Origin of the sequence: Endozoicomonas sp. ALC020 (assembly GCF_049275935.1) — a bacterium.
GTDB lineage: Bacteria > Pseudomonadota > Gammaproteobacteria > Pseudomonadales > Endozoicomonadaceae > Endozoicomonas_A.
Map to the genome: position 1 here is coordinate 3,195,705 of NZ_CP184830.1, position 25,178 is coordinate 3,220,882.

A 25,178-nucleotide genomic window follows, 5' to 3' on the forward strand; every position below is an offset into this window, starting at 1 on the left:
TCTATCTTTTTGGAGTACAACTCTTCTTCAGAATTCTCCACTGCGCTACCATAAACGGCAAAGCAGCCAACAACAACCCGATACAGGTTACGAGAAAATCCAGCGGGTCAAAATTTCGTAGGGGTAAAAAAAACTGCACGCTTTCATCCAGTGCACAGCCAATAATCAACAGTATTAACAACCAGCCCCGTTGCCAGAATCCTGAGCTGGCCAGATGTGCCAATGCAGAGAGGATAAACGCCATGACAAAATGCATCTGCAAATTGCCGCCCAGAAAATGCTCAATACTGCCCCAGGCCCATTTGCCATAGCCCAGACTCTTACTGGCGGAAAGAATCACCACAAAGGCCAGCCAGCCAGCCGCTATAATCCGTACCATTCACAACCCTGTTTATTGGCGACAAAGGCACAGAGAATGAGTTTTTTAAAAAGAAAAACTCCATGCCTCCGTGTCCAAAACAATCACTGCCGAATCAAACTCAACAGTTCAGATGTTTTTTCTTCCATCAGCGCCACATCCCCCCGGCTTTCCACATTCAGCCGAATCACTGGCTCAGTGTTAGAAAGGCGCAAGTTAAATCGCCAGTCACCCATGTCCAGAGAGATACCATCGGTATGGTCCACCGCCACCGCATCCTTTTCATAAATTGCCAGAGTGCGATCAATAGCCGCTTGTGGATTATCCAATGTACTGTTGATCTCACCAGAGGATGGAAACAGGGCAATCCGCTCGGCCACCAGTTCAGAAAGCTTCTTGTTTTTATGGGACATCAACTCCGCCACCAGTAACCAGGGAATCATCCCGGAATCACAGTAGGCAAAGTCACGGAAATAATGGTGCGCGCTCATCTCTCCGCCATAGGCCGCATCTTCTTCCCGCATCCGTTCCTTAATAAAAGCATGGCCGGTTTTACACAACACTGGCACACCACCGGCACTGGCAACTTGATCAATAGTATTCCAGGTCAATCGGGGGTCATGGATAATTTTCGCACCGGGATAGTGAGCCAAAAACGCCTCGCCCAACAGCCCGACAATATAATACCCCTCAATAAACTGGCCTTTTTCATCAAACAGGAAGCAACGGTCAAAATCCCCATCCCAGGCAATGCCCATATCGGCCTTGTGCTCAAGAACCGCATCCACCGTTGCCTGCCGACAGTCGTGTAATAACGGGTTAGGAATGCCATGGGGAAAGTGACCATCCGGCTCATGGTGAATCTTCACAAACTCCACCGGCACTTCAGATGCCTTAAACCGTTCCTCAATGGCATCAATCACATGCCCGGCAGCGCCATTGCCGGCATTGACCACCAGTTTCAGAGGCTTTAGCTCATCCGGTTTGATATACCCCAGAATGTGATCCACATAGGGAGCAAGGTTGCTGATCTGCCGATAAGAACCTAATGGGGTATCCGGGGAGCCCGTTCTATTTGGCTCCACAAACACATCTTCAGCCAACCGCTGAATTTCACGCAACCCGGTATCCCCGGAAATCGGCTTGCTTTCTTCCCGCACCAGCTTCATCCCGTTGTAGTCTTTCGGGTTATGGCTGGCCGTGACCATAATGCCGCCATCTGCCTTCAGGTGCGATGTGGCAAAGTAAACCTCTTCAGTGCCACAAAGGCCGATATCAATCACATCCGCCCCGCCTGCCCGAAGACCGTCACTCAGAGCAGCTTTTAACTCAGGCGTAGACAAGCGAATATCGCCCCCCACCACCATGGTTTTGGGTTTTAGATATTCCGCTGTTGCCCGGCCAATCCGCCAGGCGACAGCTTCATTCAATTCATCAGGCATGCGGCCACGGATATCGTAAGCCTTGAAACAGTTAAGTGTACTCATCTATAACACCAGAAGTGAAAAACAGTATACATTGACATATATTTAAGGTGTCCTGTAGATATATATTGGATACCTAAATAATCATGTTTGAGTATGATCCAGCAAAAAGCCTCGGCAACCTGGAAAAACATGGCATTGATTTCGAGCAGGCCCAGAACCTCTGGCTGGATGAAAATCGAGTGATTATCAAGACCTTGATTTCTGATGAGTCTCTTTTCCTACTCATTGCCAAATACGCTGAGAAGCACTGGACTGCCGTATTTACGCCACGTGAAGATAAAAACCGAATTATTTCAGTACGTCGCTCAAGATCCAAAAAGAATAGCCGCTTATGAAAGCCAAAGAATTTGACCAGGCCTTTGATGAGGGCCACGACAGCATTGATGAACATATTGACTGGTCCAGCGCTCAGCGTCCCGGCCTGGAAACCCGTCGAATCAATATCGACTTTCCTGCGTGGATGATCGCCGCGCTCGATCGCGAGGCAGCAAGGCTTGGTATTGCCCGGCAAGCTGTGGTCAAAACCTGGCTGGCCGAAAGACTGGATCAGGGAAGGCGGAGTTAGTTAGGGAAAAATCATGAAACCCCACACCCAGCAAGGACTTCAGACAGGTATTGTGTGTTCATGGCTGCCTTTTTCTGTTTACGCTTTAAGCCTGCTTTAAAGGTTTTGGTATTGTTCAACATATTCACTGCCATATGTCGAAAACCTGTGAGCATTTCAGCGGCATTGCCCCTTCTGATTCGACAATCATCTTCTCGCATTGCAACATCCATTTTCCAATGGAGTTTATTTTCGATCGCCCAATGCTCTCTTGCAGCATGTGAAAATTCTTCTGCTGTTAACTTCGCAGAGGAGATATAATAACGGACACTGATATCATCAGCATTGAACACTTTATCTTCCATTCTTGCAGAGAAAATAATCCCGAGTGTTTTCATTCCTTTCCAATCAAAAGAAAAATTAACGAACTCATCAAAGGTATCACTTACAATGTGAAGGCGTGTTTCCATTCTACCATGGCTTTTCTCTTCGATTCTGAAAGTATCACCATTCCATTGATTCACTTTTTCAACAGAGAAATGTTTCTCAAATGCTTCATAAAGCTTACCCTGGTTGCCTTTTACCGCTAACAAATAATCAGCGCCTTTATCAACGATTTTCTTGGCAATATCCCTCTGACACCCCATGGCGTCTATAGTGATGAGGCAGCCACGGATTTCCAGGAGATCGAGCAATTCAGGTATGGCGGTAATCTCGTTACTTTTATCATTAATTTTAATTTGACCAAGAACCAATTCGTTTGCAGTCGCAAATGCACTCACCATGTGAATTGCACCTTTGTCCTTGCCTTTATCGTAAGAGCCTCTTGCTGTTTTTCCATCAATTGCAATGATCTCACCATTGGTTGTCTGGTGACAGGCTTGCATCCACTCAATAAAGCATTTCTGGAATTGCTTTGGGTTAATAGCAGCAACTACTCTGGAAATTGTATGATGTGAAGGAATACCGTATCCAAATTCACCATACTTTTTTAACCATTGCAGTCTTTCATTGCCGAAGTCTTCAATTTCTTCCCAGCCTTCACAACCTGCAATGACAGCACAGATGGTTAAGAGCAGAATATCAGCAAGTTTATGATCTACTTTCCATTGCTGACGTGCGTCATAAATGACAGATAGCCTATTCATTAAATCAAATGCATTCATTTCCAGAACATCCAAATCTTTTTTGTATAAGACAATGGATGTGTATTTTACTCTATAGGTAGAAATCCTTATAGCCATTGAGCCCAGTGGCTTCGGGGGCTTTCATGATTTTTCCCTACGGAGTTAGTATGTCATCAGCACGGGATTTCAAACAGACACTACAAGCCCGGGCGGAACGAGACCCTGATTTTGCCTGTGCTCTTCTGGACGAAGCCGTAACCCTGTTCCTTAACGGTGAGCCCGATGCCGCCCGAATGGTTCTGAGGGATCTGGTGAATGCCACGGTCGGTTTCGAGCAGCTGGCGAATACTACCCAAAAATCCGGCAAAAGCCTGCATCGAATGTTGTCGGGCAAAGGAAGCTCTGAAAATTCTGGACAGACTGGATGACCAGTCATGAAAGAATCGGGAATAAGTGTTGCTGGTAAACTAATTGCTCGGACTTTAATTCTGCAGAATCGCTGTAACAGCATTTGCGGACACCATCCAGATTTACCAGCTCACCTCCAATTTCTTGCGATGACAGCGCTATTCCCAGGGGTTTTGAACCCGGCCAGTCAAGGGAAAAATTCACTAACTCATCGAAATGCCAATTTCTTTTTGTGTGCTACGCTGATCCCTCAGCCACCTTTCAGGAGTAAAGCATGAGCTTGAGAAATCACCGAACGTCTGACACAGAACTTGACCATATCCGAGACACCCTGACGGGTAGGGTCGCATATGCCAGCGATACCCGTGGCGAAATGCTCCGGAGGTTTGATCATCAGGATAGAGAAATTGCTGCATTGAAATCGGATGTCACAGTCCTGAAGGAAGATGTTGGGGAAATCAAAGGAACGTTAAAAATCATACTATCCCGACTTCCCGGCTAAAACTTTATACGGCTAACGACTTTCAAAAAGAAAACCTTGTCCCAGAATTTTTCTTTAGGTTTTCTTTTAGAAGTTTTTCAGCTCTGAAAAAGACAATACACTCTTTTTCAGTAAATCTGGATGAGTACGAAAGTAATTATCCTGTTTATTTATCAAATTTTGATCAATATCAGTTGGAGTCTTAAATGATGCTCTGTCGAAGCTTTTTCCATTAAAAAATAATGTTGCAAAACGGTTATCACTCTGGCCATTAAAAACCAAAAGGTCAAATACGACAACGCCACAATAATCAATAGAATTAAGCTCAGCACTCAATGCTTTTAAATGTTGCATAGGATGATATCCAGCAATAGCAGTAATCACTGCTATTTCCGAGTTATCGACCTTGCGAAATTTAATCATTTTATTATTGCAACCTGTATAAGTTATTGATTAACTTGTAACAATCCTTGCTTAGCTCTATAGCTTTCTCGAGCGTATCAATTTTCCTGCTTGCGTCCGTGAAGTCTTCCATATGAAATAAGGTGTGCCGGTGCTTCCTGAAAAACGCATAGGTTCTTTCAAATGCCTTTACCCTATCGACTGATCCAATGCGATCCTTGAACTCTTTTTTTAGCGCTACATTCTCACCTACAACTGAGAAGAAAGCTCCAAAACCAGACTTTTCATCACCAGGATACATCCCACAATCGCATAGCATAGATCTTAATACCCCCTCTAATGCTCTCAGGTCAGGAAACAACAGCATGGAGTACTCAGGCAGCTTAGGAGATGCAAGTTTCACACAGCAGCCCGCAACTAACAACTCCTTGATGGTTTTGGATAAATATTCAAACGAGTCAGTCAGTTGATTTTTAAGATAGTCTTGGGCCAATTCAGCTCTTACTATCTGGGCTGTATTTTCTTCTGTCCGGCTTAAAACTGCCTGCAAGCCAGCCAGATCAAGCAACTCAGTAAGCAAATAAATTAATCGCCTGTATGAAAACAGCGGTTTCCCTTGTATTGCTAACAAGTTACTGGTTTTAAAGTGAGTAACTGTAATCGTGTCCTGATGCTGAAGACTGGTGATCTTGAACACTTTACGTACATCGTTCTCTTGATCAATAGATATTTCAAACTCATTAGCACCATTATCCAAAAAGCAGTTGTTAACCTCTTCTATGACGGGCTCAATATCATCAGCATAAATGCCTTTTAGAGTGTAGTTAACTGTAAGAAACTCATGAGGATCTATTGTTTCCAAGAGAAAATTAGCAAGCTTTGCACCGAGTTCTTGGTTTTTACCAAGCTTGTGATTAATACTTGTGGTTCCATCATTATTCAAATGTAGATCGATGATAGCATCATCTACTCCGACATAACCTATCTTAATCCTTTTTCTCTTGTTGCCGACAATTTGATTTGCTCTTAAGCTTAAGGAGTTGGATTCTGCAAATTCCTCAATATAACTATCAATCGACTCTCTTTTTAAATTCAGACTTTTGTAGTTGCTCATTGCCGATAACTCCAATAAGGCGCTAGTTTTTTCACAACTTAATAGAAAGGAACGGCAAAAGTTTAGCAACCCTTTCTGAAATAGTGAGGAAAGTTTAACTAATAACCAAAAACGATGACCTCCTGATTATCAGTTTTTTTCACTGCATAGATCCGGCTGACCATACCGGCACAAACCATCACACTCTACCGTAAGTGACCACAAACCGCACAATATCAACCTCCGCAAGACACTCCCCGCTCTGTGCTCAAAGTCAAAAATGTATGACTAGAATTGCTGGTTATGTACAAAGAAAGACCAGACCCCGGCTTCTTTTCACCCAGACACCCCGCTATGAACCTCGATCAGTTCAAGGTCAAATTTGCCAGTATCACTTAAAGAGGGCCAACAAGTATAACAGGATTAAATCACGTCAATAAGCAAGCCTCTTGTTCTCTGAATCTGCTATTTTGTACAAAATTTACGTAAAAAACGAGATGACTATGGAACAGATCAATATCAGTGAACTACGAGCCAACCTGTTGAGCTATCTAAAAAAAGCTCAGTCAGGTCAACCAGTTACGGTCACTTCCAATGGCGAAGCGCTGGTCACCATTGCCTCACCGGTCGCCCTGAGACAATCAGCCCGTAAAGCCCTGAACGAGCTGGCGTCAAAAGCACGGGCCAATGATCTCACGGAATGCACCAATGAGCCATGGAAAGCCATGCAATGATCATTCTCGATTTAAAAAAAGGTTCAGAGTTAATGATATCCATGACTCCTTCTGGAGAAATCATCCTGCAGGTACCTGACAAAAAAGTAAGACCAAGTATTGATGAGATATTTGATCGCTTCCAGCCTTCTCTGGAGCCTGTGGAATTTGAAGCATTACTGGAAGATAACCGTTCGGAGATCAACCAGTGAAACGAGTATTCCCTGATACCTGCATCCTGATTGACGCGTCCAACAGAAACAGCGAAGTTTGTAGCTGGTCAAGATCATTTTCCGCTTTTTCGGGCAGCGGTTAGCGCTAACATTTGCCCTGTGTACAATCTGTGCCTACAGATAGTATTACTATTGCAACGTAGTTATACATAAAGAGATACATAAAGAGGTGCGATGTGCATAAATTAACGGCCAAGAGGCAAGTGACTATTCCTCAAAGCATCTGCCAAAAGCTCGGGCTAAAACCAGGTGACTTTATACAGGTTTTCGAGCTTGACGGTGTGGCACATTTGGTAAAAATGAACTCCGATGATCTCTCTGGCACCATCAAATTATCCGCTGATCCCCATCTGCCCCTGACGCCAGAGAACACCAAAAAAGCCATCAAAGGCAAAGCCGCCAGAAAATTCCGGGACAAACAATGACTGCTGTGGCTACCAATGTGCTGTTGCGCTGTGGCTCGCAACACATTGAACAGCCCGCATAAAATCTTTTTTCTTTTTCGAGAATCCTTCGTTAACAGGTCTATCTCGAGTTCTCATTGATGAAGCAAAGCCATTGCCTGGGCAGGGTTGTTGCGAAACATAATAAGTAGCGATCTGGCTGGCCCGAGCGGTTTTCTCACCTTTTGTTCCCAACTCTGTACTGTCTTGATGCTCACACCAAGGAGGGCGGCAAACTTCTCCTGTGAAAGGTGCGTTGCCTTCCTGATAGCAAAGACGTCAATCTCTTCATATTTGAACGACCGTGAAGGTTTCTTAATACCTTTGTTAATGTCGATCGCTTCCCTGACGCTCTCCACCAATTCATCAAAGTTAAATTCATGGTCACTCATTGCAAAACTCCCTCGCTAGTTCTGACAGTAACTTTTTCTCGGCACTTGTTAAGTCTTTTTGTCGGTTTTTGGTGTAGGCATACAGCATGTAGAAGGTTTCCTCACTGACCTGCCAGTAATAGATCGTTCGCACACCTCCTCGCTTTCCCGAGTCACCCAACTTCCAGTGGAACTTCCGTAGCCCCCCAGTACCTTTGATAACACTGCCAAGATCAGGCTGTGCGATCAAGGCTTTTTGCATGGATCGATACTCATCATCAGACATGAGCTGGGTGATGATTTTGGTAAATATGCTGGCTTCTACAAATTCCATATTTAATCCCATTTTGTAGTAATCAATGTACCACAATGTGGGATTTCTGCAAATTGTGAAACATCAAGGCGTCTGGGAAATAAGCAAATCATACTCCAGCCTGGTCACCGGTATATCGAAATACGGCCGGTAATCACCAAAGCGTTTAAAATGAACAGTTAAGGCGCCGCTCGCCTCCCGCTCCCCATAAAAGACAAGAGCTGTGCTTTTTCAGGCAGCGGGCGGCGTCAATCAAGCCCTACCGTAAGTATCCTCAAACCGCACAATATCATCCTCACCCAGATACCCGCCGCTCTGCACCTCAATCAACTCAAGGTCAAACTTGCCGGGGTTTTCCAGTCGATGCACGACACCAATAGGAATATAAGTCGATTGGTTTTCAGTCAGCAGAATTTCCTGATCGCCATTGGTGACCAGCGCTGTGCCTTTGACAACAATCCAGTGCTCGGCCCGGTGATGGTGCATCTGTAAAGAAAGCTGCGCACCCGGCTTAACAGTAATGCGCTTAACCTGGAAGCGGTCGCCCATATCGATGGAGTCATAAGCACCCCAGGGGCGATAAACCTTACGGTGCAATTTAGCTTCAGACCGGTTAGCTGCCTTTAGCCGTTCAACAATCTTTTTAACATCCTGCACCCGGTTCTTATGGGCCACCAGAATGGCGTCGTCGCTTTCGGTGATCACCAGATCATCGACGCCCAAGGTGGCAATCAGTTTTTTCTCACTGCGCACGTAAGTGTTACGGGTATCATGAAGCAGAACATCACCCAGGGTGGAGTTTCCAACTTCATCTTTTTCAGAAATATCTGCCAGCGATGACCAGGAGCCAACATCAGACCAGCCTGCATCCAAGGGAACCACCACTGCATCGGTGGTTTTTTCCATCACGGCGTAATCTATGGACTCCTCCGGGCAGGCTTTAAAGGCCAATTCATCCAAACGGACGAAGTCCAGATCAGCAGTTTGTACTTCCATGGCTTTCTGGCAGGCTTCCAGAATATCCGGACGGAACTTGTTCAATTCCTCCAGATAGCGCGAGGCTTTGAACAGGAACATGCCGGAGTTCCAGTAATAGTCACCTGTAGCCAGATAACCCTGTGCCGTTTCCAGATCTGGTTTCTCTACAAACTGCTCCACAGGCATTATTTTTTCAGCAGAAAGGCTCAAAGGCTCAAAGGTTTCTTTTTGCTCATCAGAAGAAAAACCTTGTGCCTTTGTCTCACTGTCGTTCAAGGCTTTTATATAACCGTACCCTGTTTCCGGATGACCAGGCACAATCCCGAAAGTGACCAGCTTGCCATCAAGAGCCGCAGGCAACGCAGCCTCAACAGCCTGATGAAAAGCATTGACATCATTAATCACATGATCCGCAGCCAATACCAATAACAGCGGTTCTTCATCTTCGGAGAGGGTCTTGGCTTTTAAAGCAGCCAAGGCAACAGCAGGTGCAGTATTCCGCCCCACTGGCTCCAGAATAATTGCAGAGGCTTTGCGATTCATCTGGCGAAACTGCTCTGCTACCAGGAAGCGATGCTCTTCATTGGCAATCACCATTGGAGCGGAAACAGAGTTTAGCCCATCCAACCGGCTCAATGTGTTTTGCAGCATGGTCTGTTCATTGACCAGCGGCAGAAACTGCTTTGGGTATAAAGAACGGGACTGGGGCCAGAGGCGGCTGCCGGAGCCGCCGGACATGATTATGGGTATTAAATTCATAATTTTTAAGGTGCAGTCTTTTTAAAAAATAATCTTTGGTGTCTTAATATACTTGTGATAAGCATGGAGATTTGAGCCTTAAGACAAGGCGACGATCGCCAACACAGGATTAAGACTCAAATCTTCAGCGCAATAGGGAGTTAGAAAGTTTGATTGGTATTAAATATGAACAGGAGCATCGAAATGAGTATGACGACCATTACATCACGAACATTCAACCAGAATGTCACAGAGGCTAAACGATCGGCACTGAAGCAACCGGTATTTATTTCCGATAGAGGGACCGTTACTCACGTCCTGCTCAATTTTGATCACTATAAAGAGATCATCCGCAATGCTGCCAATATTCTTGAACTGCTGGCCATGCCCGAAGCGAAGGATGTCGATCTGGTAGCAGAGCCTTTAAAAGACAGCTTTCTGAAACCGGCAGATTTTTCCTGATGTACCTGCTTGATACCAACGTTGTCTCGGAGCTACGCAAATTTAAAAGCTTATTTGCCCCATAGGCAACTTATTTAGAGGACAATTCCTACGCAGCTGGCTTAACCAGTTTACCGGATTCTTCCAGCCTTTTATAAAGGCTGCCCGCACTGAACTCCAGGCCATTAGGCCAGCAAAGAGCACCCAGCTCGATAAAGAAGCGCTGAAAAAAAACGCCATCCTCTAAAGCCAGGGTAAGGCTGGTTTTATGTGACAACATTTCACTAAAATCCATAACACCAAAGCTGCCATCAGAAAAGCGAAGCTTTATTTCCAGCCTTGTCTGATAAACAGCCTGAACAATTTTAATCATTATCAGCTCCTGCTATACGCCCAAGTGGTTGGAGATCTATTGCCCTTAGAGGGTGTCGCAAAACTGACTCCAGCGTGGGAACGAGTTGACTCCCGACATTCCTGGCTTCATTCACGTCATTCCCGGCTTCATTCACGTCATTCCCGCGAAGGCGGGAATCCAAACTGACTCACTACCAGAACCACACTGCCCGGTGCCCCCCCTGGCCTTGTCAACCCCGACTTCACTCTCGTCATTCCCGCGAAGGCGGGAATCCACACTGACTCACCACCAGAACCGTACTGCCCGGTGCCCCCTTGGCCTTGTCATCCCCGACTTCACTCTCGTCATTCACGCGAAGGCAGGAATCCACACTGACTCACCACCAGAACCAAACCGCCCGGTGCCCCCTGGCCTTGTCATCCCCGAGACAGAGATCCGCCGTTGGCGCTGGATTCCCGCCTTCGCGGGAATGACGACCTCAGAGCATGGGAACGAGCCGTTGGAGTTTTGCGACAACCTCAGAGCGTGGGAACGAGTTGTTGGAGTTTTGCAACACCCTCGACAGGGCGGGGAGCAATCACCTTTGGCTTATGAGGGAATAGTTAATGCCAAGAAACGCTGCCCTGTGCCCGCTTACCAAAAGAACAAAACGCTTGTGATTAACATGAGGCGGGCAGCGGGTGGCGGCATTCACCCACGACTCATCACACCCTACCGTACGTATCCTCAAACCGCACAATATCATCCTCCCCCAAATACCCCCCGCTCTGCACCTCAATCAACTCAAGGTCAAACTTGCCGGGGTTTTCCAGTCGATGCACGACACCAATGGGAATAATAGTCACCGGAAGCAAGATAGCCCTGAGCCGTTTCTAAATCTGGCTTTTCCACAAAATTGTCTACCGGAGAAACCTGTTCACTATTCCCGGTTAACGTTTTACTGGCCTTAATATAGCCATACCCGGTTTCCGGATGGGTAGGTACGATACCAAAGGTCACCAGCTTGCCATCGCTTGCCGCAGGTAATGCAGCTTCAATCGCCTGATGAAAAGCCTGAACATTCTGAATCACATGGTCCGCAGCCAATACCAGCAGTAATGGTTATTCCTCTTCAGACAGGGATTGAGCTTTCAGGGCTACCAGAGCGACGGCAGGTGCCGTGTTTTTACCGACAGGTTCGAGAATAATGGCTGAAGTCTGCCGCCCCATCTGGCGAACTTGTTCTGCTACCAGGAAGCGGTGTTCTTCATTGGCAATCACTAACGGATCAGATACCGAATCCAACCCGTCAAGCCGGGCAAGTGTGTTCTGCAACATGGTTTGTTCGTTTACCAGTGGCAGGAACTCCGAACTGCTTAGGGTATATAGAGCGGGACTGGGGCCAGAGGCGGCTGCCGGAGCCGCCGGACATGATAACGGGTATTAAATTCATAGAGGATATTTGCCAAGAGTTAACGGAGGCACAGACTTTTTTTTAGCACAGGTTTTCACCGTGCTTTTGCAGCCAAAAAAAATTAAAGAAAGTAGTCTTTGGTGTGTTGATGCAGTTGATTGGTCAGATCTAACTCATCATGACTTCGGGTGATCAGTTCTATATCAGCCTGTCCAGACAGCTGACGAACAATAGCCGAGCCCACCATGCCCTGGTGGCCCGCCACATAAACGTTATTTATAAACTTTGAAAACCATAAATAATGTAGCTACATTACTACGTGGTGAATAGTTAATAGTGAAAAGTTAATAGGGGCAGAGGGATTTCGATATGAGTATAACGACCATTTCATCACGGACATTCAACCAGAATGTTACTGAGGCTAAACGATCTGCGCTCAAGCAGCCGGTATTTATTTCCGACAGAGGGACCGTCACCCATGTCCTGCTTAATATCGAACACTATAAAGAGATTACCCGCAATGCAGCCAACATACTCGAGCTGCTGGCGATGCCCGATGTGGAGGAAGCCGATCTGGAAGCGCTGCCCCTGAAAGACAACTTCCTGAAACCGGAAGATTTTTTCTGATGTACCTGCTTGATACTAATGTTGTGTCTGAGCTGCGCAAGTGCAGTGCAGGCAAAGGTCATCCTTCAGTGAGTCATTGGGCCACAACCGTGGCACCGAATGAACTCTATTTATCAGTCATCAGCGTCCTGGAAATAGAAATGGGCATCCTGTTGAAAGACAGGAAAGACCCAGTGCAGGGCCGGTCGCTCAGAGCATGGATGAACGAGCGAATGCTACCCGCTTTCGAGGGGCGCATTTTGCCACTAGATACCACGATTGCCCTGACCTGTGCCCGGTTACATATACCCAATCCAAAATCCGAGCGGGACGCCATGATTGCTGCCACAGCAATCACCCATCAACTGACGGTCGTTACCCGGAACATTAAGGACTTTGAACAGACAGGGGTGAAATTGTTAAATCCTTGGGAGTTTTGGGCTGGGAATAGAGAATAGTTATTGAGTTTTTTTGATGGCGCTGATTAAGCCTGACAGCACTCTGAATAGCCCATCGACTTTCGCTAATATGGTTCCAGGTGGAAAAAAACCCAGCTCACCTACGATAATAAGCTGTGTTTCCAATTCACGAAGTGCACCTCTGGCAATATAAAGAAAGCGCAAGTAATCCTTGTTGCTGCCCCGCCCAGCACCTTCCGCAATATTGGATGGCACTGATACACCAACGCTTGCCGCAGGTAATGCAGCTTCAATCGCCTGATGAAAAGCTTGTACATTCTGAATCACATGGTCCGCAGCCAATACCAGCAGTAATGGGTCTTACTTTTCAGACAGGGATTGAGCTTTCAGGGCTGCCAGAGCGACGGCGGGTGCCGTGTTTTTACCGACAGGTTCAAGAATAATGGCCGAAGTCACCGCCCCCCATCTGGCGGACTTGCTCTGCTACCAGGAAGCAGTGTTCTTCATTGGCAATCACTAACGGATCCGATACCGAATCCAACCCGTCAAGCCAGGAAAGTGTGTTCTGCAACATGGTTTGTTCGTTTACCAGTGGCAGGAACTGCTTAGGGTATAGAGAGCGGGACTGGGGCCAGAGGCGGCTGCCGGTGCCGCCGGACATGATGACGGGTGTTAAAAACATAGATATTCTTACGTTAACTCAAGGTAATGAATGATGTAGTCAATCTTGACATGTAATAAAAGGAATAATATTTAACACTAGGTATATTAAGGCTTACCGATTAAAGTAAAGATTAGGTGTAAGGCGATTTAGTTTTTTAAGTATATTTCTGGGTTTTTGTAGCCTGCTAGCAAGATAACATATGATTTTATTTTGTTATGTATTTAGAACTAATTAGTACAGTTTTCGTTACTTAGGAGTTTTAAAAGTGGTGGAACCATTACTCTAGCTGCGTAGGTGGGTGCAGGGTGAATCCCATCTGGAATATTTTCTTTAAGTTCATCAGAAAGTATGCTTTCCCATTTTTCATAAAAATCAATCACAAATACATTATGGAGCGTGGCAAACTGGTCATAAATATCGTAGAAAGATTTAAGCCTAGGTCGCATTACTTTCTTTAAGCCAAGAGCAGGATTCATCTTCATCATGATTATCTTGGCTTCAGGATAAGTTGTTCTTATATTATTTATTAGTGTTGTTGTTTGCTCCTTGCTTTTAGTAAACGTTACACCTTTAATAAGGTCGGCATCGTTAACCGAAAATTCAATAAGAAAAAAATCAGCTCTATTTTTAAGAATAAGATCAAGTTGACTTAAACCATATTCAATGTTTCTACCAGGGTATCCGAAATTTAGGTGCTTTACTGGAGCTGATAAACATTTGCTTAATTCGTTACTTAATTCTTCTAACCATATACCGCGCTTTGTCAAGCTTGTCCCAATAGCAATGATCTCAATATTATTTTTATTTTCATATGCTTCTGTGGGAGTCGATATCATAGTAATCAAAACAATAAATATTAAATCATAAATCTTCATGGCAATTTAGTTTGTTAATTCTGTAATTTTTAAACCAAATACTCTGATCTTTTGGTGATTGACTGCCCCATAGATAAATATCTCCCCCCCATAGTTCAGTCAGAAGTGGTCCACGAATAAACCAGTCATCTGCATTTCTAAAAATCAAGTCTCTCACAATTAAAACGAGCTTATCGTTCAACCAGAGATAGGACATACCATCGTTTCTATTAGGGGAGTTCAAGAAAACATCTATAGCTATTTTGTGCCAACGATTAGATTCAATATAAGTGGAGCTAATGTGAGTAGAGCCATATACTTTCTTATCCGAACCTGATGACCTGTTTAGGTTATATATGTATAAACCGAGGAGTCCTTGATTTTCAATCAACCTTATACTGAATCCATCTTGCCTTGTAGGTGGGCAACCACCTGCAAGGCATCTGCTATCCAAACTGCCACCCCATAAACCGAGTGGTAGCTTATGACCACCGCGACTGAACTCAAATCCATCTTCAAGAAAAATATCAAAGGTTATTCTGGCAGCTGTTATATTGCGATCAAATAAAGTAAGTTTGATTTGTGCTATATCATTTGGACCCTTAAAAACATTTCTCTTTAGTGACGGTGAATCATCTGGAGCAAGCGCCATGATAATAGATGATGCGGAACTACCTTTGAATCTTAAATTCTCCGAGTTAGGCTTCCATAAGATTTGGCAGCTTGTTGCAGGCTTTTCCTTGGTAAGGGTGCTTGTGCAACCATACAGAGTGAATAGTAAAAAAGACGAGAGAATAAATAGGATTTTATTTCGTGGAATGATCATTCTCTGCAATGAGAACTCCATATTTATCTACACAGATATTGGACCGTAATAACTTTGCCGGATTACCTACAACAATAGAATTGTTGGGTACATTTTTTGTTACTACAGCCCCAGCAGCCACAATGCTGTTATCACCAACAGTTATGCCTGGTAAGATAATGCTGTTAGCACCGATAAAGCAGTTTTTGCCAATAATAGTATTCGTTTTAATCCCCCTAGTCATATCATGCGTCAGGATTGAGCATCGGAATGCTAAGTATGAGTATTCACCTATATTGACTCCTTTAGGGTAGGTTTTATCTAGTTTTGCACTCATAGATATAACGACTGTTTTATGTATCTTCATTCCCCAAAAATGTGTATACCAAAACAATCTCAGCTTTACTAAAGCTCTTTGTAAAAAAAGGAATTTGTTTAGAGTCATCTTTCGTTAAGTTCTTAAAAGAAAATAAAGTTAAATTGGAATCACTCAAAAAAATGAATATGTCAGCTTCATAAGTCTCTAAGCCTCGTAGTAAGCCCAACCTATGAAGGATTTTTAATTTTTAATAGACTTTTTTGAGGGAGTTTATATTTATTATTTGGTTATTAAATTTTAAAACACAAAAGTATTTAAAACAGTTTTTTGTCCCCTCCACTTTTACTACGAGAGCTAATTCTATTTTGATTACTCATTGCAAAATCCTAGCAAGAGGTAAATAGTTTACGGTTGTCGCATAGAAGTACGCATTGGTTCCATGCGAGTCATTACAACAACAATTAAGAACAAAAAACCAGAAACTGAAGAAATTGCATTCTCAGTTATACAAATTAATAAAAATAATATGCTGGACCAAATTATTTCAAAGGGCTTAGTACATTCTGTCAGCCTAGCCTTGAGAATAAGTGCGAGGAGCAAAAGAGAATAGAATACAATAGTTTGGATGTATCCAATTTCCACTGCGACTCTCAAATACTCATTATGCGCACTTATTGTTCCACCCACTAAAATTCTAACCTCATCTGGAAGGATTGTAGCCTGATGCCCATAACCAACACCAAACCACCAATGTTTGGCGAGTACGTCGTTAAGATAATCCCAAATGATTTCTCTGCCACTTAAATGTGTTTGAAAAATACGACCAATTATAACATCGCCCAACAATATCAAAAATAAAATTAAAAATATAGCTGCTGCAATAATTATGAGTCGTTTTAGATTCATGTAGTTTTTGAAGCCACCCCAGAAAACTGGAAAGCAGAGAAGAGCACCAATAAATAGCGCCATTCTCCCTCCAGTTAAGATAAGTATGACTGTATTAATAAAAACTAACCAGAGATAACGTATATCATATGTATCAGCATACCTTAAAGATGAATAACAACCTGCAATACAATAGGCTCCAAGATAGGCAGGTATTAACGAACCTTGTAGCCTAGGTAAACCACTAGCAAACTCATAACTAAATATGCTTCTGCCAAAAGCAACCCAATAAAACATACCAATTAGTATTGAAAAAGTTGGTAGCCAGGTAACCACCTTTAAGACGAACCTTATTTCAGCCTCAGTTAATCTGGCAGATAAGAAAATAAAAATTGTAATTATTTGAAATAAAGCTTTTCCGTAAATAATCCAACTAAAATCAGAGTAATCTGACAGGATCGCACTAAAAAGAGTGATCATTAAAATAACAAATAGTATTGCTATTATTCTATGATCAAAATGCCGTCTAAAAATTAGTACCAATGCTGAAAGTAGTAGGAAGGATTTTTCTATTGGATTTGCAAAACCGACATTAAAAACCATTCCAACATTTAATACTAATAAAAGCAATGAAAATGAAAAAAGCTGGTAGAAAATCATTATCTTTTAAAAAACCAATATTGAAATACAACCTGGCTATAAATCTATAACAGATTACTAAAGTATAAATTTACCGAATGACATATGTGGGGGGTAATTGATTTAAGCAATTCTTATGGTTTAAAGCACAAAAACTTGTAACTAGTTAATCGAGAATAAGAACAGTATTTTTTGCTTTTTGCTGCAATACGAACTACGCCTGCCAAAGCAAAGTAGCACCTCCTTTAAACAAGCCAGAATTGAAAACCGAATTTTACAAATTAAAAATCACAAGTTAGTAACTTAAATACTGTTTTACCAAGAGTGAGACTAGACAACATTTAAACTGTTCAAATTAATCGTATGTTTTTTTCTGAAAGCGAACTGACGACCTCTACTTTGGATTGAACATTTTTTTTGAGTTCATCTACATTATGAATCCCATGCTCACAAAATTTTTTAAAAAATGAAGCGTCAATAATCTTCTCTGGTGATGCAAGCACGTAACTTGGAAGTTCGAAATGTTTAATAAGACCCTCAAATTTATCTTGATAGGTTATTCCTAATATAGGTACGCCTGAGCCTAAGGCTGCTATTGATAAATGCATTCGTCCTGTAATCACCAAATCAGCCAATGATGCTAAACCCTTTAAGTCTGAGGCAGGAATATCATTGAATACTGTTGAAAGATAACTCTTATCACTCTTACACTTGGAATAAATCGCATTCAACATAAAAACATCACCAGTGTTTTTATCTCTGAAATCATGTGCTACAAATAAAACGCTTGCATTATATTCAGATATGATAAAGTCAACAGTTTGTGCACAGCTGTTAATCATTGAGGTCAGTTTTTCTTTAGAACGATCAGGAACTAAAATCGGGTGGATGTTAAAAATAACAACCATTCTTTTGTTATTTTTCTGTATCTCAACCCATTTTTTTATATCACTCACTTCTTTACTTAAAGTAGGAGCAAGCATAAATGCATTATCTGCGACGAGTTTGGCATCAAAGCGAGCTATTTGATCATAGCACTTTAAAGAACAAGAGTCCCTTAAATTTACAATGATTTTGTCTGATATAAATTTAGTTAAAAAGAGTTTGGTAAAAGTAGCAGGCAAAGAATTAAATGAAAACCCTCCTATTATTGTTTTTTTTCCATGTCGAGCCATCAAATCTGAAATTAGCCAAAGCCGCAGTGACTTAATGTCAGAATAATAGCCATCCATAACATCTGCACCTATGCAAATACTTGCATCATAATCCTTTACATGGGCAAAAATATTTTTAAGGCTCCATGGATAAGACCAGCACTCAATTGGTTTTACATCAAGCTTTTTCAAAGGAGAAACAAATGCTCCAGGTTCAACCGCTATTGCTAACTCGATATCAGGGTTTTGAACCTTTAACTTATTGACAAGTGCAATAAGCATTGCTTCATCACCTTTAGAGCCGAAAGGGTTGCTTGTATGGGGTGAGAAAAATACCAATTTTTTAACACAATTATCAACTTTGATAGGAGTTATCTTGCGTTTTAAAAAATACCACGAAGTAAACATTAGCGGTGGCAAAATAAACTCTCTAATCTGAGATTTGATTGATTTTGTTTCCTTACTTTTTTTTTGATTGTGAAAAACCATAATATTTATCACCTAATACAATTTTCAAAACTAAATTGGCTTTCGAATTAAAGAAAGTCACCAAAACAAAAAAATAAATTGATACTGAAATTATTCCAAGTAAAAATAAACTGAGAAGGGAATTATTCAAAGATAATAACGGGTGATCTCTGAGGTGAGTAACACTAAACGCCATTGCAGTGGAAGCTAAGAAAAACGGATATGTTTTTTTAACAATATTAATTAATGAGGTTTTGGAGTATTTTGCGACCATCAAAAAACTGGCTGGTACAATAAAAAGTTGGACTGTGAAGTAGAAAAAAACAAAGTCAGAAAAACTTACTTCTGTGGCAAATATCATTAATGTCAACACTCCAATACTTTTTACTAAAAGTATTTTAAGAGTGAGATCTGGCCTCCCTATAGCATTTAGAAGAGTACCATTATAAAACTGAATAACTTGTATTGCACCTAAAATAGAAAGATAAAAGGCCACCCTTTCAGAACCTTGCCCATTATGCGAGTAAAGTATATTAACGACTTCAGGCGACAAAATAGCTAGTATAATAAATATGGGTGTGCCAATAGCAGCTGTAACAGTTACTGCTCTATAGTAACAACTGCTAAGTTCCTCATGGGAAGATTTTAACAATGAAAACTTGGGCATATATACATCTACGGTCACAGCAGAAATAACTTGCATGGCCAGACTGTATAATCTTTGCCCCATTACATACAAAGCAAGTGATACGGGCCCAAAAATTGTAACCACATAGATTTCTACAGATCTATTTGAAAAATAATCCAGTACTTTAGCTCCAATTAAATTTGATCCAAACTTAACTAGCGGTTTGGCTTCTGTAATCGAAAAAGAAGTGCTTGGACGCCAGTCAACTCCTTTCCAAACCAGTACCACATTTACAAGAGCCATTAATAGAAACTGAGCCAGTAGGCTCCATACACCAAAGCCTGCCAATACAAGGGTTATACCAAAAACACTACTGATTAGAGCACCCCAAGCTGCTCTTATTGCCAGCCATTTAAACTTAAAATTTCTCCTGAGTAACGCTTGTGGTACAAAGCCAATAGCGTTCATTAATAGTGCAAGGCTACCAAATTTAAGAATTTCTGTTATTCCCTCCATTGGCAAAAGAAAAGCCAAGTTGTCTGAAAAAGACCATACCGAAACAACCAGTATAAGGGCAATGACAATATTTATAGCAAAAGCAGTATTTAATATTATATCATTAAGCTTTTCTCTTTGAATAAGAGCATCACTAATACCACCATCACTAAAAATTTCTAGGAATGCTAAAACTGCAAGAACTGCTGAAAATATACCTAGTTGTTCTGTTTCCAAAACCCTGGCCATTACTATAAAAGTAATAGCACCACTGAATCGGACTAGAGAATTTTTTACTGCTGACCATAATAAGCTAGATCGTATCTGTGTCACTATTCAAACCTAATTTTTTAAAACAACCAGCCATTGATTTAGCTGCAGACTTCCTTGTAAAAATCTCTAAAACAGCCGAACAATATTCTGCTCTTTCAGTTACTAATTTACGGTCACCTATCCAGCTAGAAATAGCATTGATATACTCACTAGCTGTTGATACACAAATATATGGCACATGATCACCCTTCGGATACCCGTATCCACCTTCTTTTGTGGTTATTGTCGGTAACCCTAAAGCTAAGTAATCAAGAATTTTTATTTTTATCCCGCTCCCCATTAATACCGGATTGATTGCAAATAGGCAGTCTTTAGCAATTTCCTCTATGGAATCTAATCGACCAAGGAAGTTGACATTTTCTGGCGGGCTTTGAAAAGCATCACAAACTGAACCGATAATATTTAAATGTATATTTGGATGCTGTTTGAGAATGGTTGGCCAAACTTCATTAAAAAACCATTTAAGCCCATCAACATTGTGGTTTGCATTAGCACCAATATATAAGATACTAGATCCATTATAAGTACGTAATGCCGGATAGGTGTTATTAGAAACACTTGGATAAATGGTTACCACTGACTTATTCTTTATTAATGAAGATATTAAATCCATCTCTTCAATATTGATTGCTGCAATACAATCAAATTCTTTCCATATACCAATCTCTTTATCCTTTGTAATACTAGGTGATACTTCATAACCCCGTTTTTGAAATGATTTAGTCCGATCAAAAAATACATCATGCGCTATTAATATTTTTTTTGACGATAGCTCATCAATAATTGCTGACCTAAATATTGTGTCTACAACAACTAAGCTGCATTCTTTCGTAATCAGTTTTTTTGTAGAGTTGGTATCTCTTTTTGATAAAAACTTACCAATTGTCATTTTTTTTTGAGGACTATGACTATCAAAAAACAAATAACTTATTTTTTTTAATGGCCTTAAAAATGAACGCCATGATTTAGACAGATAAATACTAAAAATCTTTACCGCATTTACATATTTAGTTTTAACTTGTGGATGCTTGATTTCGTATTTGCTTGAAAAGATAGCAGGAAAGTAGTCACCAGTTATTATTACAGTTACCTCATAACCACAGTCTAACAATGCATTAATTATATTAAGGTTGTAGCTTTGAGCGCCACTGAAGCCCAAGCTTGGTAATCGTTCACATACAAAAATAGCTTTCATAGTCATTGTTTAGTTGTTAGTGTGCTTTGTAATTAATGCTGTATATTTTATACGTTGGATCATTAGCGTCTTTTCAATAAATTGATATGGTTTTTCAAAAGAACTAGAAGTGTTCGTTCTTTAATATTTAGCCTTCATAAGTTTAGTAAAATTCATGTCTCCTTTAATAATCAATACGATCCCAACAATCAATTTTCGAAACCATTGATAAAAAAGGGTTGGTTTTTTAAATGCATGTTTTCTTAAAGCAATATGGCTACCTTGGAAATATTTTTCTTTCAGTTCTAACATTTTATCTCTGTGACCAACCAGTTCATTATCAATAAATTCTGTTGACCTAGATGATAAGAATAATTTTATTGCATAATCCAAATCTTCACCCCCATTATTTGGTGTGCCCACACCTAATGATTCGTCAAAGCCACCTGCATTTATTGCTATATTTGACCTGGCAAATATAGTATTTGATGAAGCATTTTTTATTAGATCAGTAATTTTAGCTTTTATTGGTTTATTACTATCCAATGCATCTACCGGCTTAGATGAATACTTACAAAATAAGAAGTCAAGGTTGTTTTTGCTTGCAAAGATAGAGCTAATGTATTCCAGAAAACTTTTTGTATACCAACAGTCGTCATCGGGGTAAGCAATTATATCAACATTTGACAAAGTACCTTCTTTTCTAGCCTTTGCTAACATTAGATTTCGTGCTTTTGATAAAGACATTTTTGAATCAAAAGTCATGAAATCAATTAATCTCGAGTGTTTTTCTATAAAAAACTGATATTCTTCTGTAAAGTTTTGAAGAAGAACTATGTGTTTAATTTTTTCTAGCCTGTTCTCTGATTCTTCAATACTGTTAAACAGGCGTTCTAGTTCCTTTATTGCTTTTTCGCTTAATATTGAAGTTGTCATAAGTAAGAATTTCATAATTCATTCCCTTCAATAAAAGAATTGATGAAATTTTTCAACTTGTAATATTCAGGATTATTTTTTTGTTCAGGTTTCTTTAATCTATTCCATTTATCTAAGTAGTTGTGTATTTCAGTTTCATTTGTCGCAACATAGATTCCAGATACATCTTTAAATTTGTTTGCTGTTGATGTTTGATGATCATTCCTATGCTCACCAAGAGCAAAACGTCTAGGGAAAATTATAATAGGAATATTCAATTCATAAGCGGTTAAAATAGAACCCATGCCAGCATGCGCTACTATAACCTTTGTTTTTTTTAGCAAGCTTGAATACTGTACTGGAGTTAAGAAATCAGTACTCTCTATATGTTGTGGCTTAATTCCACCTTTACCAATTTGGGCAAATATCTCTACTTCACTATTTATATTGCCCCACTTGTCTACAGCAAGAACCATTCGGTCAAAAGGAAACTGTGTGCCTGTAGTAACCAATATCAATGTACTTATCTCTTAAATAATTGAACCATGATAAAAAACTTTTCTACCATCACAAAGGTTTTCCCATTGTGAAAGCGTTTTATGCGCAAAGAAGGTGGATAATCTACCACACATAGAAAGTTTTTCACCATTTGCTATGCTATCGATCCATAGTGTTTTTGAGCCTAAAAGCCGACCACACACTATTGTTAATAAGCCTGGTGCAGCACCTGTCGAAATAATAATATCTGGCCGTTCCTTAACAATCATTTTAATGACTTCATAAAGAAGATTGGGTATTTTTAACTTTTCAGTACTGCTAGCTTCAGGCAAGATATATGAGTTTTTAATACCCTCTTGTTCAGCCAAACCTTTGATAGTTGTTGCATATATTATATTTGCTTTTTCTAATTCAGGTTTCAATTTAATTAGTTGCTTCCAGTGACCACCACCGGAAGCCACAGCAAGAATTTTTTTCATTTTGAATTTATTCCGTTTTTAGTTAACCAATTAATCAACTGGGGGTAGTTCTTTAATCCTGAATCATTAACTGTTGCTCTGCTCTACTCAGACATTACGGCAAAATTATGAAATCGCCTCCCCAGCAAGGACATCAGCCAGTTAGCTTATACTTATAGCAGCTTTCTTTTGTTTTCTCTTCAGGCCCGTTTTGAAGGTTTTCGTATTGTTCAGCAGTTTGACTCTAAAATGTCTAAAAACATCTACATCAAACCAACCGTACACCTTCCAGCTTGGCAATTCGCTGAATGGGTAGGGAAAAATCATGAAACCCCACACCCAGCAAGGACTTCAGACAGGTATTGTGTGTTCATGGCTGCCTTTTTCTGTTTACGCTTTAAGCCTGCTTTAAAGGTTTTGGTATTGTTCAACATATTCACTGCCATATGTCGAAAACCTGTGAGCATTTCAGCGGCATTGCCCCTTCTGATTCGACAATCATCTTCTCGCATTGCAACATCCATTTTCCAATGGAGTTTATTTTCGATCGCCCAATGCTCTCTTGCAGCATGTGAAAATTCTTCTGCTGTTAACTTCGCAGAGGAGATATAATAACGGACACTGATATCATCAGCATTGAACACTTTATCTTCCATTCTTGCAGAGAAAATAATCCCGAGTGTTTTCATTCCTTTCCAATCAAAAGAAAAATTAACGAACTCATCAAAGGTATCACTTACAATGTGAAGGCGTGTTTCCATTCTACCATGGCTTTTCTCTTCGATTCTGAAAGTATCACCATTCCATTGATTCACTTTTTCAACAGAGAAATGTTTCTCAAATGCTTCATAAAGCTTACCCTGGTTGCCTTTTACCGCTAACAAATAATCAGCGCCTTTATCAACGATTTTCTTGGCAATATCCCTCTGACACCCCATGGCGTCTATAGTGATGAGGCAGCCACGGATTTCCAGGAGATCGAGCAATTCAGGTATGGCGGTAATCTCGTTACTTTTATCATTAATTTTAATTTGACCAAGAACCAATTCGTTTGCAGTCGCAAATGCACTCACCATGTGAATTGCACCTTTGTCCTTGCCTTTATCGTAAGAGCCTCTTGCTGTTTTTCCATCAATTGCAATGATCTCACCATTGGTTGTCTGGTGACAGGCTTGCATCCACTCAATAAAGCATTTCTGGAATTGCTTTGGGTTAATAGCAGCAACTACTCTGGAAATTGTATGATGTGAAGGAATACCGTATCCAAATTCACCATACTTTTTTAACCATTGCAGTCTTTCATTGCCGAAGTCTTCAATTTCTTCCCAACCTTCACAACCTGCAATGACAGCACAGATGGTTAAGAGCAGAATATCAGCAAGTTTATGATCTACTTTCCATTGCTGACGTGCGTCATAAATGACAGATAGCCTATTCATTAAATCAAATGCATTCATTTCCAGAACATCCAAATCTTTTTTGTATAAGACAATGGATGTGTATTTTACTCTATAGGTAGAAATCCTTATAGCCATTGAGCCCAGTGGCTTCGGGGGCTTTCATGATTTTTCCCTAGACCCTGGAGCCAAAGAGCCAGACCCTGGCCTGCTGGCTGATCTCTTTCCTGACCAACTCGATGATGTCGTCTTTCTGTTCCGGACTGATTCTCAATGACCGCCGCCTAACTTTATATTGTGGAGCTTGAGTACATAGGCTTCGAACTGTTCGGTGATTTCAATCAGTTCGGGAGCCACAGCTCATGCCATGTTAAGCGCCTCAGCCCGCTTTGATTCAGCTTCCGGGTAGTCGTGAGAAAATGCATTGCGAATTTCACGCATTTTCCGCCAGCTGTCGGCAGAACTGAGGATATGTCGCTTTTGCATCCATTCAAAAACTTAACGAAGATGATAACACTGACAAAATACATCTGGCTTTCTGCGCTGGCAGTGACAGCACAGATGGTCAGAAAAAGGTTAGGTGTCTCTG

The 25,178-nt window shown here is 41.1% G+C and carries 36 protein-coding genes and 1 pseudogene; 10 read left to right on the forward strand and 27 right to left on the reverse strand.

Features of this window, described 5'->3' with window-relative positions:
- Position 1: 1 nt before the first annotated feature.
- Both ACOJUO_RS11840 and ACOJUO_RS11845 read right to left on the reverse strand, forming a co-directional pair.
- On the reverse strand, positions 2-379 hold the full coding sequence (locus ACOJUO_RS11840; protein ID WP_422139879.1) for a VanZ family protein: 378 nt from the start codon (positions 377-379) through the stop codon (positions 2-4).
- An 83-nt stretch (positions 380-462) separates the two neighbouring features.
- The gene (locus ACOJUO_RS11845) at positions 463-1,845 is read right to left on the reverse strand and encodes a phosphomannomutase CpsG (RefSeq protein WP_422139880.1); all 1,383 of its coding nucleotides are present in this window, start codon (positions 1,843-1,845) and stop codon (positions 463-465) included.
- 83 nt (positions 1,846-1,928) lie between these two features.
- Here ACOJUO_RS11845 and ACOJUO_RS11850 point away from each other — a divergent pair, with 83 nt between their 5' ends.
- The gene (locus ACOJUO_RS11850) at positions 1,929-2,180 is read left to right on the forward strand and encodes a BrnT family toxin (RefSeq protein WP_422139881.1); all 252 of its coding nucleotides are present in this window, start codon (positions 1,929-1,931) and stop codon (positions 2,178-2,180) included.
- On the forward strand, positions 2,177-2,410 hold the full coding sequence (brnA, locus tag ACOJUO_RS11855; protein ID WP_422139882.1) for a type II toxin-antitoxin system BrnA family antitoxin: 234 nt from the start codon (positions 2,177-2,179) through the stop codon (positions 2,408-2,410). The genes ACOJUO_RS11850 and brnA overlap by 4 nt, the downstream gene beginning before the upstream one ends.
- An 11-nt stretch (positions 2,411-2,421) precedes the next feature.
- Here the strand turns inward: brnA and ACOJUO_RS11860 are convergent, their stop codons facing one another.
- Entirely contained in the window at positions 2,422-3,555 is a 1,134-nt protein-coding gene (locus ACOJUO_RS11860; RefSeq protein WP_422138217.1) for an ISAs1 family transposase, read from the reverse strand.
- 128 nt (positions 3,556-3,683) lie between these two features.
- On the opposite strand from ACOJUO_RS11860, the gene ACOJUO_RS11865 reads away from it, so the two are divergent.
- Both ACOJUO_RS11865 and ACOJUO_RS11870 read left to right on the forward strand, forming a co-directional pair.
- Entirely contained in the window at positions 3,684-3,944 is a 261-nt protein-coding gene (locus ACOJUO_RS11865) for a DNA-binding protein (RefSeq protein ID WP_422139883.1), read from the forward strand.
- 254 nt (positions 3,945-4,198) lie between these two features.
- Positions 4,199-4,426: a hypothetical protein gene (locus ACOJUO_RS11870; protein ID WP_422139884.1), complete on the forward strand. Its 228-nt coding sequence runs from the start codon at positions 4,199-4,201 to the stop codon at positions 4,424-4,426.
- Between the two features lie 66 nt (positions 4,427-4,492).
- On the opposite strand, the gene ACOJUO_RS11875 is transcribed toward ACOJUO_RS11870, so the two are convergent.
- Positions 4,493-4,789: a type II toxin-antitoxin system RnlB family antitoxin gene (locus ACOJUO_RS11875; protein WP_422139885.1), complete on the reverse strand. Its 297-nt coding sequence runs from the start codon at positions 4,787-4,789 to the stop codon at positions 4,493-4,495.
- Between the two features lie 43 nt (positions 4,790-4,832).
- The gene (locus tag ACOJUO_RS11880) at positions 4,833-5,921 is read right to left on the reverse strand and encodes a type II toxin-antitoxin system RnlA family toxin (protein ID WP_422139886.1); all 1,089 of its coding nucleotides are present in this window, start codon (positions 5,919-5,921) and stop codon (positions 4,833-4,835) included.
- Between the two features lie 428 nt (positions 5,922-6,349).
- Between ACOJUO_RS11880 and ACOJUO_RS11885 the strand changes: the two genes are divergently transcribed.
- The 3 genes from ACOJUO_RS11885 to ACOJUO_RS11895 all read left to right on the forward strand — a co-directional run bounded on the left by ACOJUO_RS11885 (position 6,350) and on the right by ACOJUO_RS11895 (position 7,271).
- Entirely contained in the window at positions 6,350-6,634 is a 285-nt protein-coding gene (locus tag ACOJUO_RS11885) for a type II toxin-antitoxin system Phd/YefM family antitoxin (protein ID WP_422139887.1), read from the forward strand.
- Positions 6,631-6,825, forward strand: a complete 195-nt coding sequence (locus ACOJUO_RS11890; protein ID WP_422139888.1) for a hypothetical protein — start codon at positions 6,631-6,633, stop codon at positions 6,823-6,825. Before ACOJUO_RS11885 ends, ACOJUO_RS11890 begins: the two co-directional genes overlap by 4 nt.
- Positions 6,826-7,022: 197 nt before the next feature.
- Positions 7,023-7,271: an AbrB/MazE/SpoVT family DNA-binding domain-containing protein gene (locus tag ACOJUO_RS11895; protein WP_422139889.1), complete on the forward strand. Its 249-nt coding sequence runs from the start codon at positions 7,023-7,025 to the stop codon at positions 7,269-7,271.
- Positions 7,272-7,384: 113 nt separating this feature from the next.
- On the opposite strand, the gene nadS is transcribed toward ACOJUO_RS11895, so the two are convergent.
- The 3 genes from nadS to ACOJUO_RS11910 form a co-directional block, all read right to left on the reverse strand.
- Positions 7,385-7,681, reverse strand: coding sequence for a NadS family protein (gene nadS, locus ACOJUO_RS11900; protein WP_317143432.1), 297 nt, complete (start codon positions 7,679-7,681; stop codon positions 7,385-7,387).
- Positions 7,674-7,994, reverse strand: a complete 321-nt coding sequence (locus ACOJUO_RS11905; protein WP_422139890.1) for a type II toxin-antitoxin system RelE/ParE family toxin — start codon at positions 7,992-7,994, stop codon at positions 7,674-7,676. Before ACOJUO_RS11905 ends, nadS begins: the two co-directional genes overlap by 8 nt.
- Before the next feature lie 231 nt (positions 7,995-8,225).
- A complete protein-coding gene (locus ACOJUO_RS11910) occupies positions 8,226-9,710 on the reverse strand; it encodes a mannose-1-phosphate guanylyltransferase/mannose-6-phosphate isomerase (protein WP_422139891.1) in 1,485 nt (494 codons plus the stop codon).
- Between the two features lie 183 nt (positions 9,711-9,893).
- Here ACOJUO_RS11910 and ACOJUO_RS11915 point away from each other — a divergent pair, with 183 nt between their 5' ends.
- Positions 9,894-10,151 carry a type II toxin-antitoxin system Phd/YefM family antitoxin gene (locus tag ACOJUO_RS11915; protein WP_422139892.1) on the forward strand — a complete coding sequence of 86 codons (258 nt, stop codon included), beginning with the start codon at positions 9,894-9,896 and terminating at the stop codon, positions 10,149-10,151.
- An 88-nt stretch (positions 10,152-10,239) separates the two neighbouring features.
- Here the strand turns inward: ACOJUO_RS11915 and ACOJUO_RS11920 are convergent, their stop codons facing one another.
- From ACOJUO_RS11920 to ACOJUO_RS11945, 6 genes and pseudogenes are all read right to left on the reverse strand, one after another.
- Positions 10,240-10,503, reverse strand: a complete 264-nt coding sequence (locus tag ACOJUO_RS11920) for a DUF2442 domain-containing protein (RefSeq protein ID WP_317143429.1) — start codon at positions 10,501-10,503, stop codon at positions 10,240-10,242.
- A gap of 132 nt (positions 10,504-10,635) precedes the next feature.
- Entirely contained in the window at positions 10,636-10,761 is a 126-nt protein-coding gene (locus ACOJUO_RS11925; protein WP_422139893.1) for a hypothetical protein, read from the reverse strand.
- A gap of 428 nt (positions 10,762-11,189) precedes the next feature.
- The gene (locus ACOJUO_RS11930; RefSeq protein ID WP_422136909.1) at positions 11,190-11,330 is read right to left on the reverse strand and encodes a hypothetical protein; all 141 of its coding nucleotides are present in this window, start codon (positions 11,328-11,330) and stop codon (positions 11,190-11,192) included.
- Positions 11,275-11,802 (reverse strand): annotated as a pseudogene (locus ACOJUO_RS11935) (sugar phosphate nucleotidyltransferase). The gene ACOJUO_RS11930 and the pseudogene ACOJUO_RS11935 overlap by 56 nt, the downstream one beginning before the upstream one ends.
- Positions 11,774-11,917 (reverse strand): sugar phosphate nucleotidyltransferase, encoded by a 144-nt coding sequence (locus tag ACOJUO_RS11940; RefSeq protein WP_422136910.1) that lies wholly within the window; start codon positions 11,915-11,917, stop codon positions 11,774-11,776. Before ACOJUO_RS11940 ends, ACOJUO_RS11935 begins: the two are co-directional and overlap by 29 nt.
- 82 nt (positions 11,918-11,999) lie before the next feature.
- On the reverse strand, positions 12,000-12,125 hold the full coding sequence (locus ACOJUO_RS11945; RefSeq protein ID WP_422136911.1) for a hypothetical protein: 126 nt from the start codon (positions 12,123-12,125) through the stop codon (positions 12,000-12,002).
- A 122-nt stretch (positions 12,126-12,247) separates the two neighbouring features.
- Here ACOJUO_RS11945 and ACOJUO_RS11950 point away from each other — a divergent pair, with 122 nt between their 5' ends.
- Positions 12,248-12,505, forward strand: coding sequence for a type II toxin-antitoxin system Phd/YefM family antitoxin (locus ACOJUO_RS11950; protein WP_422139894.1), 258 nt, complete (start codon positions 12,248-12,250; stop codon positions 12,503-12,505).
- Positions 12,505-12,942, forward strand: a complete 438-nt coding sequence (locus tag ACOJUO_RS11955) for a type II toxin-antitoxin system VapC family toxin (protein ID WP_422136913.1) — start codon at positions 12,505-12,507, stop codon at positions 12,940-12,942. The genes ACOJUO_RS11950 and ACOJUO_RS11955 overlap by 1 nt, the downstream gene beginning before the upstream one ends.
- Here ACOJUO_RS11955 and ACOJUO_RS11960 read toward each other — a convergent pair whose 3' ends face one another.
- The 13 genes from ACOJUO_RS11960 to ACOJUO_RS12020 form a co-directional block, all read right to left on the reverse strand.
- Complete coding sequence (locus ACOJUO_RS11960) at positions 12,943-13,230, reverse strand: four helix bundle protein (protein WP_422136914.1); 288 nt, start codon at positions 13,228-13,230, stop codon at positions 12,943-12,945.
- A gap of 106 nt (positions 13,231-13,336) precedes the next feature.
- On the reverse strand, positions 13,337-13,585 hold the full coding sequence (locus tag ACOJUO_RS11965; RefSeq protein ID WP_422136915.1) for a sugar phosphate nucleotidyltransferase: 249 nt from the start codon (positions 13,583-13,585) through the stop codon (positions 13,337-13,339).
- Positions 13,586-13,794: 209 nt separating this feature from the next.
- A complete protein-coding gene (locus ACOJUO_RS11970; protein ID WP_422136916.1) occupies positions 13,795-14,442 on the reverse strand; it encodes an SGNH/GDSL hydrolase family protein in 648 nt (215 codons plus the stop codon).
- Positions 14,429-15,073 (reverse strand): polysaccharide lyase, encoded by a 645-nt coding sequence (locus ACOJUO_RS11975; RefSeq protein ID WP_422139895.1) that lies wholly within the window; start codon positions 15,071-15,073, stop codon positions 14,429-14,431. Before ACOJUO_RS11975 ends, ACOJUO_RS11970 begins: the two co-directional genes overlap by 14 nt.
- Before the next feature lie 154 nt (positions 15,074-15,227).
- The gene (locus ACOJUO_RS11980) at positions 15,228-15,671 is read right to left on the reverse strand and encodes an acyltransferase (RefSeq protein WP_422139896.1); all 444 of its coding nucleotides are present in this window, start codon (positions 15,669-15,671) and stop codon (positions 15,228-15,230) included.
- A gap of 279 nt (positions 15,672-15,950) precedes the next feature.
- A complete protein-coding gene (locus ACOJUO_RS11985) occupies positions 15,951-17,090 on the reverse strand; it encodes an O-antigen ligase family protein (RefSeq protein ID WP_422139897.1) in 1,140 nt (379 codons plus the stop codon).
- 329 nt (positions 17,091-17,419) lie between these two features.
- Positions 17,420-18,712 (reverse strand): polysaccharide pyruvyl transferase family protein, encoded by a 1,293-nt coding sequence (locus ACOJUO_RS11990; RefSeq protein ID WP_422139898.1) that lies wholly within the window; start codon positions 18,710-18,712, stop codon positions 17,420-17,422.
- Positions 18,684-20,147: a lipopolysaccharide biosynthesis protein gene (locus ACOJUO_RS11995; protein WP_422139899.1), complete on the reverse strand. Its 1,464-nt coding sequence runs from the start codon at positions 20,145-20,147 to the stop codon at positions 18,684-18,686. Before ACOJUO_RS11995 ends, ACOJUO_RS11990 begins: the two co-directional genes overlap by 29 nt.
- The gene (locus ACOJUO_RS12000) at positions 20,128-21,342 is read right to left on the reverse strand and encodes a glycosyltransferase (protein WP_422139900.1); all 1,215 of its coding nucleotides are present in this window, start codon (positions 21,340-21,342) and stop codon (positions 20,128-20,130) included. Before ACOJUO_RS12000 ends, ACOJUO_RS11995 begins: the two co-directional genes overlap by 20 nt.
- A gap of 120 nt (positions 21,343-21,462) precedes the next feature.
- Positions 21,463-22,272, reverse strand: coding sequence for a hypothetical protein (locus tag ACOJUO_RS12005; protein WP_422139901.1), 810 nt, complete (start codon positions 22,270-22,272; stop codon positions 21,463-21,465).
- Entirely contained in the window at positions 22,269-22,754 is a 486-nt protein-coding gene (locus ACOJUO_RS12010) for a glycosyltransferase (RefSeq protein WP_422139902.1), read from the reverse strand. Before ACOJUO_RS12010 ends, ACOJUO_RS12005 begins: the two co-directional genes overlap by 4 nt.
- Positions 22,755-22,766: 12 nt before the next feature.
- Positions 22,767-23,213, reverse strand: coding sequence for a UDP-N-acetylglucosamine--LPS N-acetylglucosamine transferase (locus ACOJUO_RS12015; protein ID WP_422136924.1), 447 nt, complete (start codon positions 23,211-23,213; stop codon positions 22,767-22,769).
- Between the two features lie 302 nt (positions 23,214-23,515).
- Positions 23,516-24,649, reverse strand: a complete 1,134-nt coding sequence (locus tag ACOJUO_RS12020) for an ISAs1 family transposase (protein WP_422138217.1) — start codon at positions 24,647-24,649, stop codon at positions 23,516-23,518.
- Positions 24,650-25,178: the final 529 nt, after the last annotated feature.